This is a genomic window from Streptomyces beijiangensis (genome assembly GCF_017315755.1).
Taxonomy (GTDB): Bacteria; Actinomycetota; Actinomycetes; order Streptomycetales; family Streptomycetaceae; genus Streptomyces; species Streptomyces beijiangensis.
Genome location: NZ_JAFLRJ010000064.1, coordinates 1 through 14,163, shown reverse-complemented (window position 1 = coordinate 14,163; position 14,163 = coordinate 1). Strand labels below are relative to the sequence as shown.

The 14,163-nt window shown below is 70.1% G+C and carries 10 protein-coding genes; 7 read left to right on the top strand and 3 right to left on the bottom strand.

From position 1 onward, the window contains the following. Positions 1-1,500, top strand: a 1,500-nt coding sequence (locus tag J0695_RS07515; RefSeq protein WP_206961071.1) for an AAA family ATPase, incomplete at its 5' end; no start/stop codon positions are given. Positions 1,501-1,698: 198 nt separating this feature from the next. Next, the gene (locus J0695_RS07510) at positions 1,699-3,123 is read left to right on the top strand and encodes a sugar porter family MFS transporter (RefSeq protein ID WP_206961070.1); all 1,425 of its coding nucleotides are present in this window, start codon (positions 1,699-1,701) and stop codon (positions 3,121-3,123) included. A gap of 46 nt (positions 3,124-3,169) precedes the next feature. On the opposite strand, the gene J0695_RS07505 is transcribed toward J0695_RS07510, so the two are convergent. Then, positions 3,170-4,150 carry an LLM class flavin-dependent oxidoreductase gene (locus J0695_RS07505; protein ID WP_206961069.1) on the bottom strand — a complete coding sequence of 327 codons (981 nt, stop codon included), beginning with the start codon at positions 4,148-4,150 and terminating at the stop codon, positions 3,170-3,172. A 62-nt stretch (positions 4,151-4,212) separates the two neighbouring features. After that, positions 4,213-5,673 carry a cytosine permease gene (locus J0695_RS07500; RefSeq protein WP_206961068.1) on the bottom strand — a complete coding sequence of 487 codons (1,461 nt, stop codon included), beginning with the start codon at positions 5,671-5,673 and terminating at the stop codon, positions 4,213-4,215. A 194-nt stretch (positions 5,674-5,867) separates the two neighbouring features. On the opposite strand from J0695_RS07500, the gene ftsY reads away from it, so the two are divergent. After that, positions 5,868-7,091: a signal recognition particle-docking protein FtsY gene (ftsY, locus tag J0695_RS07495; RefSeq protein ID WP_206961067.1), complete on the top strand. Its 1,224-nt coding sequence runs from the start codon at positions 5,868-5,870 to the stop codon at positions 7,089-7,091. Between the two features lie 134 nt (positions 7,092-7,225). Here the strand turns inward: ftsY and J0695_RS07490 are convergent, their stop codons facing one another. Next, entirely contained in the window at positions 7,226-7,891 is a 666-nt protein-coding gene (locus J0695_RS07490) for a bifunctional DNA primase/polymerase (protein ID WP_206961066.1), read from the bottom strand. Positions 7,892-8,347: 456 nt separating this feature from the next. Here J0695_RS07490 and nsdA point away from each other — a divergent pair, with 456 nt between their 5' ends. The 4 genes from nsdA to J0695_RS07470 all read left to right on the top strand — a co-directional run. Beyond that, positions 8,348-9,832: a transcriptional repressor NsdA gene (nsdA, locus tag J0695_RS07485; protein WP_206961065.1), complete on the top strand. Its 1,485-nt coding sequence runs from the start codon at positions 8,348-8,350 to the stop codon at positions 9,830-9,832. Between the two features lie 305 nt (positions 9,833-10,137). Then, complete coding sequence (locus J0695_RS07480) at positions 10,138-11,484, top strand: ammonium transporter (RefSeq protein ID WP_206961064.1); 1,347 nt, start codon at positions 10,138-10,140, stop codon at positions 11,482-11,484. Continuing rightward, complete coding sequence (locus J0695_RS07475) at positions 11,481-11,819, top strand: P-II family nitrogen regulator (RefSeq protein ID WP_206961063.1); 339 nt, start codon at positions 11,481-11,483, stop codon at positions 11,817-11,819. The genes J0695_RS07480 and J0695_RS07475 overlap by 4 nt, the downstream gene beginning before the upstream one ends. A 28-nt stretch (positions 11,820-11,847) precedes the next feature. Then, the coding region (locus J0695_RS07470) for a [protein-PII] uridylyltransferase (protein WP_307798481.1) at positions 11,848-14,163 on the top strand (2,316 nt) is incomplete at its 3' end.

The following is a 14,163-nucleotide window of genomic DNA, read 5'->3' as shown; positions in this document are numbered from 1 at the left end:
GCCGACCGCTCGGCCTCTCCCGCCGCGCTCGTCGAGGAGCTGGGGGAGCGGCGGAGGGCCGCCGAGCGGGAGAAGTCGGGGGTGGCCCAGCAGCTGGGACGCCTCGCGGGCCAGGCGCGCGGCGCGGCGGGAGAGGCCGAGCGGTCGGCCGCGGCGACGGCCAAGGCGCAGGAGGCGCTGGAGCGGGCGGCCGAGGAGGCCGAGGTGCTGGCCGAGCGGTTGCTGGTCGCCGAGGAGATGCCGGCGGAGGAGGAGCCCGACACCTCCGTACGGGACCGGCTGGCGGCCGACGGCGCCAACGCGCGGCAGACCGAGATGGAGGCGCGCCTCCAGGCCCGTACGCACGAGGAGCGGGTGAAGGGGCTCGCCGGGCGGGCCGAGGCGCTCGACCGCGGGGCACGGGTCGAGCGCGAGGCGCGCGCCCGGTCCGAGCAGCGGCGGGCGCGGCTGCTCCACGAGGCCGGGGTGGCGCGTGCCGTCGCGGACGGTGCGCGGCAGTTGCTCACGCATGTCGAGGTGTCGTTGGTACGGGCGGATGCCGAGCGGGCCGCGGCCGAGGCGGCCAAGGCGGAGCGTGAGCAGGACCTCGTATCCGAGCGTGGCCAGGGGCGGGACCTCAAGTCGGAGCTCGACAAGCTCACCGATTCGGTTCACCGCGGTGAGGTGCTCGGTGCCGAGAAGCGGATGCGGATCGAGCAGCTGGAGGCCAGGGCGCTGGAAGAGCTGGGTGTGGAACCGGCGGGGCTCGTGGCCGACTACGGCCCGGGGCAGCTGGTGCCGCCCTCGCCCCCGGCGGAGGGGGAGGAGCTGCCGGATGATCCGGAACACCCCAGGAACCAGCCGGTGCCGTTCGTACGGGGTGAGCAGGAGAAGCGGCTGAGGGCGGCCGAACGGGCGTATCAGCAGCTCGGGAAGGTGAATCCGCTGGCGCTCGAAGAGTTCTCGGCGCTGGAGGAGCGGCACAAGTTCCTCTCGGAGCAGCTTGAAGACCTGAAGAAGACCCGGATCGACCTGCTTCAGGTGGTGAAGGAGGTCGACGAGCGTGTCGAGCAGGTCTTCACCGAGGCGTTCAGGGACACGGCGCGGGAGTTCGAAGGGGTGTTCGCGCGACTCTTCCCGGGCGGCGAGGGGCGTCTGGTCCTCACCGATCCCGGCAACATGCTGACCACCGGCGTGGACGTCGAGGCCCGTCCCCCGGGCAAGAAGGTGAAGCGGCTCTCGCTGCTGTCGGGAGGCGAGCGATCCCTGACGGCCGTTGCCATGCTGGTGGCGATCTTCAAGGCCAGGCCGAGCCCGTTCTATGTGATGGACGAGGTCGAGGCGGCCCTCGACGACACCAATCTGCAGCGGCTGATCCGGATCATGGAGGAGCTTCAGGAGAGCTCCCAACTGATCGTCATCACGCACCAGAAGCGGACGATGGAGGTCGCCGACGCGCTCTACGGCGTCTCCATGCAGGGCGACGGCGTCTCCAAGGTCATCAGCCAGCGCCTCCGCTGATTAAGTTCAAGTGTTGAACGCAAGTCGCCTCATCATGCCTAAAAACTCACAGCATGCCGACTATTGACTTCGGAACTTGAAGGCATAGTCTCTGCAGCGTTGCTTTTACCTTCAAGTGGTGGCTGACGGCGAGTTGTGCGCCACTAGAAGGGCTCGTCCCCCCATGCCCGTCACCGTTGTCGGGCCCCAGGAGTCAACGTGACCAGCACAGCGCAGGCACCGTCGTCCGGAGGCGGCTCGGCCGCCCCGGACCACCTCGGCCATGTCATCTTCATCACGGCGGCGGCTGCGATGGGCGGCTTCCTCTTCGGCTACGACAGTTCCGTGATCAACGGCGCGACGGTGGCCATCCAGCACAAGTTCGAACTCAGCGCCGACACTCTCGGCTGGGTCACCGCGATCGCACTGCTCGGCTGTGCCCTCGGCGCGACCATCGCGGGCCGGGTCGCCGACCGGATCGGCCGTATCCGCGTCATGCAGATGGCCGCGGTTCTCTTCGCCGTCAGCGCCGTCGGCTCGGCCCTGCCGTTCGCGGTCTGGGACCTGATGTGCTGGCGTTTCATCGGCGGCATCGGTATCGGCATGGCCTCCGTGATCGGCCCGGCCTACATCGCCGAGGTGGCCCCGCCCGCCTACCGAGGCCGGCTCGCCTCGTTCCAGCAGGCTGCCATCGTCATCGGTATCGCCGTCTCCCAGCTCGTCAACTGGGGCATTCTGAACATGGCCGACGGGGACCAGCGCGGCAAGCTCGGCGGTCTCGAGGCCTGGCAGTGGATGCTCGGCGTCATGGTCGTCCCGGCTGTTCTCTACGGACTGCTGTCCTTCGTGATCCCCGAGTCGCCGCGCTTCCTGGTCTCCGTCGGCCGCGATGTCGAGGCCAAGAAGGTGCTGGCCGAGGTGGAGGGGACCGGCGTCGACTTCGACGCGCGCGTCGCCGAGATCGAGGCGGGCATGGCCGGCGAGCACAAGTCCACGTTCAAGGACCTGCTCGGCAAGGTCGGTTTCCTGCCGATCGTCTGGATCGGTATCGGACTCTCGGTCTTCCAGCAGCTCGTCGGCATCAACGTGATCTTCTACTACTCGAACCAGCTGTGGCAGTCGGTCGGCAAGGACCCGAGCAGCTCGTTCCTGTACTCGTTCGAGACGTCGATCGTGAACATCATCGGTACGGTCATCGCGATGATCTTCGTCGACCGCATCGGCCGCAAGCCGCTCGCCATCATCGGTTCGGCGGGCATGGCGGTCTCGCTGTTCACCTGCGCCTGGGCGTTCTCGTACAAGACCGGTTCCGGTTCGGACGTCTCGCTCCCCAACGGCCAGGGCCTGACGGCGATCATCGCCGCCAACGCCTTCGTGCTCTTCTTCGCCCTCTCCTGGGGTGTGGTGGTCTGGGTCCTGCTCGGCGAGATCTTCCCGAACCGCATCCGAGCCGCCGCGCTCGGTGTCGCCGCAACGGCCCAGTGGCTCGCCAACTTCGCGATCACCAAGACCTTCCCGAGCATGTCGGAGTGGAGCCTGAGCGGCTCGTACATCATCTACGGCGCCTTCGCGACGCTCTCCATCCCCTTCGTTCTGAAGTTCGTGAAGGAGACGAAGGGCAAGACCCTGGAGGAGATGGGCTAACCCCCCGCTGCCCCCTCCTCCTGCGGAAACTGCCCCGGCTCAAGGTCTACTTGAGCCGGGGCAGCACCTTTTCCGCGAAGAGCCGCAGGCTGCTCCAGCCCTCTTCGACGGGCATGCCGCCGCACAGCGGGTGCAGTACGAGATTCTCGGCGCCCCCCTCCGTCGCCAGCGCCACGCACTCGTCGGGGGTGACGATGCGGTAGACGCCCTCGGTGCGCAGCTCCTCCACGGTCCCCGCGCCGGAGCGCACCGCCGAGTGGATGTCCTTCGACTGCCAGGAGGAGTACGTCAGCGCCTCGTGCAGGAAGTGCTTGCCGTACGCCGCCCAGGCGCGGTCCGGGTCCTCGGAGATGTGCAGCAGCGGGATCTCGGCCGTCGGCATCATGCAGAAGCCCTCGGTGCCGTGCTCTGCGAGCTGCTCGTTGTAGTACGCCTCGAGATCCGGCATGTGCGCGCTGGGGAAGAAGGGCAGGCCCAGGCGGGCGGCGCGGCGGGCCGCGGCCTTGGACGAGCCGCCGACGAGGAGGAGCGGGTGCGGCTGGGTGAAGGGGCGCGGGGTGACGCGTACCGTACGGCCGCGGAAGGTGAAGGGCTCGCCCTTCCAGGCCTCCAGGATCGTCTCCAGGAGCTCGTCCTGCAGCTTGCCTCGGCGGCCCCACTCGACGCCCTGCTGCTCGTACTCCTCAGGGCGGTAGCCGATGCCCGCGACCGTGACCAGGCGGCCCGCGCTGAGCAGGTCGAGGACCGCGATCTCCTCGGCCAGGCGGAGCGGGTCGTACAGCGGGCCGATGACCGCGGAGACGGTGACGGCTATGCGCTTGGTCGCGCCGAAGACGGCGCCCGCGAAGGTGAGGGGTGAGGGCAGCCAGTTGTTGGCGGCTCCGTGGTGTTCCTCGGTCTGCAGGGTGTCGACCGCATGGGTGTCCGCGTACGCGGCCATGTCGATGGCGGCGCGATAGCGGGCGGAGAGTGTCTCGGGGGTCGCGTCGGGATCGATCAGGTTGAAGCGGACCACTGTGAAGGCCATGACGGGAAAGTCCCCCTTCGCCGGGTGGGAGTTGGCGAGGGGGGACAGTAGCTGACGCGGCGTCAGACAGCCAGGGGCTCGGGCTCCTGGGCCTCGACCGCGCCCTCGGTGGCGGTGGGCTTCTGCTGGGGGAGCGCCAGGTAGAGCAGGCCGGAGATGACGATGGTCGCCACCCAGCCCAGGCCGTACTCGCCGACCGGGTTGTTGGCGGCGAGCGGTCCGGTGAACCACTGGCTGGTGGTGAAGAGCAGACCGCCCACGAGGCCGACGGCCCAGGCGACGACCGCGGACGGGTTGAAACCGGCCTTGTACCAGTAGGCGCTGGTGCGCGTGGTGTCGAGCAGGGCCTCGCCGTCGTACTCCTTGCGGCTCAGCATGTCCGCGCCGAAGACGCCGACCCAGGCGGAGAACGCCACGGCGAGCAGCGAGAGGAAGGCGATGAAGTTGCCCATGAAGCCGGTGGCGGCCAGCATCAGGATGCCGCCGAAGATCAGCGAGATCGCCGCGTTGATGGAGACCGCCCAGTGGCGCGGGATCTTGAAGCCGAGGGTCTGCGCGGTGAATCCGGCCGAGTACATCGACATCGCGTTGATCAGCAGCATGCCGACCAGGGCGATCAGCAGGTACGGGACGGCGATCCACATCGGCAGCAGGTCGCCGAGGAAGGACACCGGGTCCTGGGCCGTGGCCAGGTCCGGGGTGGAGACCGCCATGACCGCGCCCATCAGGACCATCGGCAGGACGACGATGCCGGCGCCGCCGACGGAGTTGCCGACCATCGCCTTGGCCGATGCGGTGCGCGGCAGGTAGCGGGTGAAGTCGGGGGCGGCGGGGATCCAGCTGACGCCGCCCGCGGCGATGGTGCCGATGCCCGCGACCACCAGGGCCGTCTTGCCGGCGGGCCGGTCGAAGACCGCGGACCAGTCGGTGGTGGCGATGAGATAGCCGAGCACCAGGAGCGAGAAGGCGCCGAAGAAGTAGGTCGCGTATTTGTTGCACTTCTGGACGGCGTTGATGCCCAGGCCCGAGATCGCGAAGGTGACGACCACGAAGAGCAGCAGGGTGACGATGATCAGGAAGTCGTTGCTCTTGATGCCGAAGCAGATGTCGAGCACGGTGAGCAGGGCGTACGCACCGGTCACCGCGTTGATGGTCTCCCAGCCCCAGCGGGCGACCCAGATCAGCGATCCCGGCAGCAGATTGCCGCGCTGGCCGAAGACCGCGCGGGAGAGCGCCATGCCGGGGGCGCCGCCGCGCTTGCCCGCGATGCTGATGAGGCCGACGAGGCCGTAACTGACGATCGGGGCGGCGACCGCCACGATGAGCGCCTGCCAGAAGTTCAGCCCGTTGATGGCCACCAGGCTGGCGCCCATGGTGAGCAGCAGCACACTGATGTTCGCCGCGACCCAGGTGGGGAAGAGGTCACGGACGCGGCCGGTGCGCTCGCTGTCGGGCACGGGCTCGAGGCCGCGTGTCTCGATTGCGCCTTCGATGGCGCCTTCGGTTTCGGCAGTGGTGCTCATGGTGTGGGGGTCCATGCCTCTCGCTCGGCTCGACATTGAGCCGGTGGGGGGTTTTCGCTTTGGACTCTACGCGCGTTGATAGGGTCGGCTCCATCGTAGTTTAATACGTCATATGGCCTAGATCGCCCTTTGTTCTTTGGGGGAAGCTACAAGCGCCCTTGTCCTGGCGGGGCATGGTCGATACTGGTCGGGTTATGGAAATCCTCATCCTTGTTGTAGTCATCGCCCTGGTCGCCGTCGTCGCGATCAGCGGGCTCGTGGTCACCAGCCGCAAGAAGAAGCAGCTGCCCCCGGCCCCGCCCTCCGCGCCGACCATCACCGCCCCTCCCGCCGAACCGCAGGTCGGCGAGGACGCGGCACCCCCACGCGACGAGCCGCGCCGGACGATCGAGGAAGTCGAACTTCCCGTCTCGGCCGACGAGGCCGTCGCGGAGCCCGCCGCCGTCGAGGACCCTGTCGTCGCGGCGCCGCCCGCCCCCGAGATCGAAGTACCCGAGCCGACAGCGGGCCGCCTGGTGCGGCTGCGCGCCCGGCTCGCCCGCTCGCAGAACTCCCTCGGCAAGGGGCTGCTCACGCTCCTGTCCCGGGACAACCTCGACGAGGACACCTGGGAGGAGATCGAGGACACCCTGCTCACCGCGGACGTCGGCGTCGCTCCCACCCAGGAGCTGGTCGAGGCGCTGCGCGAGCGGGTCAGGGTGCTCGGTACCCGTACGCCCGAGGATCTGCGCGCGCTGCTCCGCGAGGAGCTGCTGAAGCTGCTCGGTACGGACTTCGACCGCACCGTCAAGACCGAGGGCGGCGTGGACACCCCCGGTGTCGTCATGGTCGTCGGGGTCAACGGCACCGGCAAGACCACCACCACGGGCAAGCTGGCGCGCGTGCTGGTCGCCGACGGCCGCAGCGTGGTGCTCGGCGCGGCCGACACCTTCCGCGCCGCCGCCGCCGACCAGCTGCAGACCTGGGGCGAGCGGGTCGGTGCGCGTACGGTGCGCGGCCCCGAGGGCGGCGACCCGGCGTCGATCGCCTTCGACGCGGTGAAGGAGGGTATCGCCGAGGGCGCGGACGTCGTACTGATCGACACCGCGGGCCGGCTGCACACCAAGACCGGCCTGATGGACGAGCTGGGCAAGGTCAAGCGGGTCGTGGAGAAGCACGGTCCGCTGGACGAGGTGCTGCTCGTACTGGACGCGACGACCGGCCAGAACGGCCTCGTGCAGGCGCGGGTGTTCGCGGAGGTCGTGAACATCACCGGCATCGTCCTGACGAAGCTGGACGGCACGGCCAAGGGCGGCATCGTGATCGCGGTGCAGCGTGAGCTGGGCGTGCCGGTGAAGCTGGTGGGTCTGGGCGAGGGCGCGGACGACCTGGCTCCGTTCGAGCCGGAGGCGTTCGTGGACGCGCTGATCGGGGACTGAGGTCCCGGGTTGTGGGTCGGCGGACAGCGTCCGCCGCAGCGCACCGAAGCCCGCGAAGCGGTGCGAGGTGCGCGTCAAGAAGGAGAGAGGGGCCCGTCACACGGTGCAGGTGTGGCGGGCCCCTCCCACGTGCGTCAGGAATATGGGCGGTGGCAGATGTACGCCAGGGTGCCCAGGAGCAGGCGGGCCTGCGGGGGACCGGCCGAAGTCTCCAGGGTCGGCGGGCGCAGCCACCTGACCGGGCCGAGGCCGCTCAGGTCCGACGGCGGTGCCGTGATGTGCGCGCCGGGGCCCAGGCCGTGCAGGTCCAGGCCCGCGTCGTCCCAGCCCATGCGGTAGAGCAGCGCGGGGAGCTCCGCCGCGGCGCCTGGCGCCACGAAGAACTGGGCGCGCCCCGTCGGGGTGACCGTCACCGGGCCGAGCGGGAGCCCCATGCGCTCCAGGCGGACCAGGGCACGGCGGGCCGCCGCCTCCGCGATGTCGATGATGTCGAAGCTCCGGCCCACCGCGAGGAGGACCGCCGCGCCAGGCGTTTCCGACCAGGCCTCCGTCACCTCGTCGAGGGTGGCGCCCGCGGGAACCCCCTTGGCGAAGTCCAGGGGGTGGGCGCCCGGGGACGTACACGAAGGGCTTCCGCAGGAGCAGTTGCCCGCTGCGGCCCTCGCTCCCGGTGCCACGTCCCAGCCCCACAGGCCGGTGTATTCCGCCACCGCCGTGCAGTCCGACGCGGTACGGCCCCGGCGCCTCGCGCCGGGCCTGGTCTCTTTGGTGCCCCGGATTCCGCCGATCGTGAAGCCCATGCCCCCTCCAACGGGTGAACGCGCCGGTGGTTACGACGTGGAGCGTACTGGTGACGCTCTGTTGCCAACGGCCCGGATCTGGCGGCGTGGAGTGACGCGTGGGGTGGTGCGGGTCAAGACGCACGCCCCGGCGCACATCGCTCCAACTGCTCCTGATCGTCGTATGTCAAGTGAATCGCGCCTGGCGGCAGGCGAGTTCACTCGGAGGGGTGGCGAATGGTGGCGTTTATGGAATCGCCCTCGCGAGAGGGGTGATCGTAGGATTACTTTCAGTACACGAACCCTGGGGCGCTGTGCACGCGTGGGTATGCCGGAGGCAACTCGGTTTCCTGTTCGAAGGGGTGCAAGCCCCAGACAGAGGCCCCAACTCACGGCATTCTGATAGGGGTTCGGATGTGAACGTGCTCGGGCCGAGGGCCCGGGGCGCAGAGGTATCAGCGGGATGGGGGCATTCCAGTGGGCGGCAGCGGCGAGGGTGGCGAGAGCGGCACACAGGCCGGCAAGCGCCCGAACGAGCAGTTGGGCTCGTGGTTCATGCGCAGCGGCTGGTCCAAGGGCGAGCTGGCGCGCCAGGTGAACCGCCGGGCGCGCCAGATGGGCGCCCACCACATCTCCACCGACACCTCCCGGGTGCGCCGCTGGCTCGACGGCGAGCAGCCGCGCGAGCCGATCCCGCGCATCCTCTCCGAGCTCTTCTCCGAGCGCTTCGGCTCGGTCGTCGCCATCGAGGACATCGGACTGCGCACGGCACACCAGTCGCCCTCGGTGTCCGGGGTCGACATGCCCTGGGCGGGCCCGCAGACCGTCGCCCTGCTCAGCGAGTTCTCCCGCAGCGACCTGATGCTGGCGCGGCGCGGCTTCCTCGGCACCTCACTGGCGCTGGCCGCCGGCCCCGCGCTCATCGAGCCCATGCAGCGCTGGCTGGTGCCCTCGCCCGCCGCCGAGCCCAAGGTCCTGGACGCCCAGGCGCTCTCGCGCCGCCCCTCCCGCCTCTCCAGGCCCGAACTGGACCTCCTGGAGTCCACCACCGCGATGTTCCGCCAGTGGGACGCCCAGTGCGGCGGCGGCCTGCGCCGCAAGGCGGTCGTGGGCCAGCTCCACGAAGTGACCGACCTCCTGCAGGAGCCGCAGCCCGAGGCCACCGCGCAGCGGCTCTTCAAGTGCGCCGCCGAGCTCGCCGAACTGGCCGGCTGGATGAGTTACGACGTCGGGCTGCAGCCCACCGCGCAGAAGTACTTCGTCCTGGCCCTGCACGCCTCCAAGGAGGCCGGCGACAAGCCGCTCGGTTCGTACGTCCTGTCGTCCATGAGCCGCCAGATGATCCACCTCGGCCGCCCCGACGACGCCCTGGAGCTCATCCATCTCGCGCAGTACGGCAGCCGCGACTGCGCGACGCCCCGCACCCAGGCGATGCTGTATGCGATGGAGGCGCGGGCGTACGCCAACATGGGCCAGCCCAGCAAGTGCAAGCGGGCCGTGCGGATGGCCGAGGACACCTTCACCGACGCCGGATTCGACGGCGAGCCCGAGCCCGACTGGATCCGCTTCTTCTCCGACGCCGAGCTCAACGGCGAGAACTCCCACTCCTACCGCGACCTCGCCTATGTCGCGGGCCGCTCCCCGACGTACGCCTCGCTCGCCGAACCGGTGATGGAGAAAGCCGTCGAGCTCTTCGGCAAGGACGACGAGCACCAGCGTTCGTACGCACTGAACCTGATCGGCATGGCCACCGTCCACCTGCTCAAGCGCGAGCCCGAGCAGTCCACGGTCCTCGCGGCCCGCGCCGTGGACATCGCCAGGCGGGTGCGGTCCGAGCGCGTCAACACCCGGCTGCGCAAGACGGTCGACACCGCCGTCCGCGACTTCGGTGACGTACCCGAAGTGATCGATCTGACCGAGCTGATGGCCGTGCAGCTCCCCGAGACCGCGGAAGCGGTCTGAGTACGGTCCCGGTCCCACAGACCCCGGCCGCGGCACTCACCCCGTACAGCCCGACTCGGCTCCCCCACGCCAGGTCAGCGGGTGAGAGCCGCGGCCGGCTTGCGATGTGCGCAGGGTATCGCCGGGCAACCGGACTGATCCGGCAATTCACCGGGGCGTAACACGCCCCGCCTCTTCGTCACTGCGGTGAAACATCGTGCGGCATCGTCCGAAACCGCGCTGCGCAAACCTCAACGTCCATAACCGGCCACCCCTTTTCGCACCTGCTCGCCCGCACAGGCCGTACCAACGACGAGGAGACGCCGATGCCCCCAGGCATCACGACGCTTGCCGCAGACGCCCCAACGCTGTCTTCGGCCAACACCGGATTCATGCTCATCTGCTCCGCCCTGGTGATGGTCATGACACCGGGCCTGGCCTTCTTCTACGGAGGCATGGTCCGGGTCAAGTCCACCCTGAACATGCTGATGATGAGTTTCATCAGCCTCGGGATCGTCACGATCCTCTGGGTGCTCTACGGCTTCAGCCTCGCCTTCGGCGCCAGCAACGGCTTCTTCGGCTGGACCAAGGGCTACTTCGGCCTCAGCGGTATCGGCCTGACCGAGCTCTGGCCCGGATACACCATCCCGGTCTACGTCTTCGCCGTCTTCCAGCTGATGTTCGCGATCATCACACCGGCCCTGATAAGTGGCGCGCTCGCCGACCGCGTCAAGTTCAGCGCCTGGGCGCTGTTCATCGCCCTCTGGGTCTCTGTTGTCTACTTCCCCGTCGCCCACTGGGTCTGGGCCTCCGACGGCTGGCTCTTCAAGAAGGGCGTCATCGACTTCGCCGGCGGTACGGCGGTCCACATCAACGCCGGTGCCGCCGCCCTCGGCGTGATCCTGGTCATCGGCAAGCGCGTCGGGTTCAAGAAGGATCCGATGCGCCCGCACAGCCTCCCGCTGGTGATGCTGGGCGCAGCGCTCCTGTGGTTCGGCTGGTTCGGCTTCAACGCCGGCTCCTGGCTGGGCAACGACGACGGCGTCGGCGCGGTGATGTTCATCAACACCCAGGTCGCCACCGCCGCCGCCATGCTCGCCTGGCTCGGTTACGAGAAGATCCGCCACGGCTCCTTCACCACGCTGGGCGCGGCCTCCGGCGCGGTCGCAGGACTCGTCGCCATCACCCCCTCGGGCGGTGCGGTCTCCCCGCTCGGCGCGATCGCGGTCGGCGCCATCGCCGGTGTGCTCTGCGCCATGGCGGTCAGCCTCAAGTTCCGCTTCGGATTCGACGACTCGCTCGACGTCGTCGGCGTCCACCTCGTCGGCGGTGTCGTCGGCTCCCTGCTGATCGGCTTCTTCGCCACCGGCGGAGTGCAGTCGGACGTCGCGGGTGTCTTCTACGGCGGCGGCTTCCACCAGCTCGGCATCCAGGCCATCGGTGTCGGCTCGGTCCTCGGGTACTCCCTGGTCGTCTCCGCGGTCCTCGCCTTCCTGCTCGACAAGACGATCGGGATGCGGGTCACCGAGGACGTCGAGGTCTCGGGCATCGACCAGACCGAACACGCCGAGACCGCTTACGACTTCAGCGGGGCCGGCGGCGGCGCGGCTCCCCGTACGGCAGCAGTGCCCACGGCCGGTACGGCCGGGCAGACGAAGAAGGTGGACGCATGAAGCTCATCACCGCAGTGGTGAAGCCGCACCGGCTGGACGAGATCAAGGAGGCCCTGCAGGCCTTCGGGGTACAGGGACTCACCGTCACGGAGGCCAGCGGGTACGGCCGTCAGCGCGGGCACACCGAGGTCTACCGCGGCGCCGAGTACACCGTGGACCTCGTACCGAAGATCCGCATCGAGGTGCTCGTCGAGGACGCGGACGCGGAGGAACTCATAGATGTCGTGGTGAAGGCGGCCCGAACCGGCAAGATCGGTGACGGCAAGGTATGGAGCGTGCCGGTCGAGACGGCGGTCCGCGTGCGGACCGGCGAACGCGGCCCGGACGCCCTCTGAGCACACGACAAGAGACGGGAACTGCTGGGTGACGAGCATCGATGCGACGACGGGACAGCCCGATCGTCCGGAACAGCCCGAGGCACCCAGCGGTTACGCGGCGGCCCGGCTGCACCTCCTCAATGAGAAGGCGCAGTCCGGGCCGCCGCGCCGTCTTGCCCTCTCCCGGCTGACCGACGACTGGGTGGAGGCACTCTTCACGCCGGCCGCCGAGGCGGCCGGCGTGCGGGGAGCGGCCCTCGTGGCCGTGGGCGGGTACGGACGCGGGGAGCTCTCGCCGCGCAGCGACCTGGACCTGCTGCTCCTGCACGACGGGAGCGCGGACGCGAGTGCGATCGCCTCACTCGCGGACCGGATCTGGTACCCGGTGTGGGACCTGGGACTCGCACTGGACCACTCCGTACGGACTCCCGGCGAGGCCCGCAAGACCGCGGGCTCCGATCTGAAGGTGCAGCTGGGGCTGCTCGACGCCCGCCATGTGGCCGGCGATCTGGGACTGACCACGGGCCTGCGCACCGCCGTACTCGCGGACTGGCGCAACCAGGCGCCCAAGCGGCTCCCCGAGCTCTACGAACTGTGCACGGAGCGCGCCGAGCGCCAGGGCGAGCTGCAGTTCCTCCTGGAGCCCGATCTGAAGGAGGCGCGCGGCGGGCTGCGCGACGCTACGGCGCTGCGGGCGGTGGCCGCGTCCTGGCTGGCGGACGCACCGCGCGAAGGCCTTGACGGGGCGCGCCGGCGGCTGATGGACGCGCGCGACGCGCTGCATCTGGTGACCGGGCGGGCCACGGACCGGCTCGCCCTGCAGGAACAGGATCAAGTGGCCGCGGAACTGGGCCTGCTGGACGCGGATGTGCTGCTGAGGCAGGTGTACGAGGCCGCGCGCACGGTGTCGTACGCAAGTGATGTGACCTGGCGCGAGGTGAACCGCGTCCTGCGGGCCCGGTCCGCGCGGCCCAGGCTGCGGACGATGCTGGGCGGGAAGCCCCCGGCGGCCGAACGGACCCCGCTCGCCGAGGGTGTGGTGGAGCTGGAGGGCGAGGTCGTGCTCGCGCGCAGCGCCAAGCCCGAGAAGGACCTGGTGCTCCCGCTGCGGGCGGCGGCCGCGGCCGCGCAGGCGGGTCTGCCGATCTCGCTGCATGCCGTACGGCGCCTGGCGGGCGCCGCGAAGCCGCTGCCGGTGCCGTGGCCGGCCGAGGCGCGCGAGCAACTGGTGACGCTGCTCGGGGCGGGGGAGTCGACCATTCCGGTCTGGGAGGCCCTGGAGGCCGAGGGGCTGATCACCCAGCTCCTTCCCGACTGGGAGCGGGTGCGCTGCAGGCCGCAGCGCAATCCCGTACACACCTGGACGGTCGACCGGCATCTGGTCGAGACGGCGGTACGGGCCTCGTCGCTGACCCGTCGGGTGGGCCGGCCCGACCTGCTCCTCGTCGCGGCCCTGCTGCACGACATCGGCAAGGGCTGGCCGGGGGACCACTCGGTGGCCGGGGAAGTCATCGCACGGGACGTGGCGGCGCGGATCGGCTTCGACGCCGGCGAGGTCGCGGTTCTCTCGACGCTGGTACGCCACCATCTGCTGCTGATCGAGACAGCGACCAGGCGGGACCTCGACGACCCGGCGACCGTGCGGTCGGTGGCCGAGCAGGTCGGATCCGTATCGACGCTGGAACTGCTGCACGCCCTGACCGAGGCGGACGCACTGGCGACCGGCCCTGCGGCGTGGTCGGCGTGGCGGGGCTCGCTGGTCGCGGATCTGGTGAAGCGGGTCGGAGCGGTGCTGGCGGGGGACGCCCCTGAGGAGCCGGAACCGGCCGCGCCCAGCGCGGAGCAGGAGCGGCTCGCCATCGAGGCGCTGCGGACAGGCGAGCCGGTGCTGGCGCTGCACACCCAGACGGAGGCCCCGCAGGAGGACGGCCGGCCGGAACCGGTCGGCGTGGAACTGCTGATCGCGCTGCCCGACCAGCCCGGGGTGCTGCCCGCCGTGGCCGGGGTGCTCGCCCTGCACCGGCTGACGGTACGGGCGGCGGACCTGCGGGCCGTGGAACTGCCCGGGGAACTGGGCGTCCCGGGAGACGTGCTGCTGCTGAGCTGGCGGGTGGCGGCGGAGTACGGGTCGCTGCCGCAGGCGGCGCGGCTGCGGGCGGATCTCGTACGGGCGCTGGACGGATCCCTGGACATCAGGGCGAAGCTGGCGGAGCGGGAGGCGGCGTACCCGCGCCGCAGGGGCGTGCAGGCGCCGCCGCCCCGGGTGAAGGTGGCCGCGGCGGGCTCACGTCTTGCGACGGTGATCGAGGTACGGGCCCAGGATGCGCCGGGGCTGCTGCACCGGATCGGGCGGGCGCTGGAG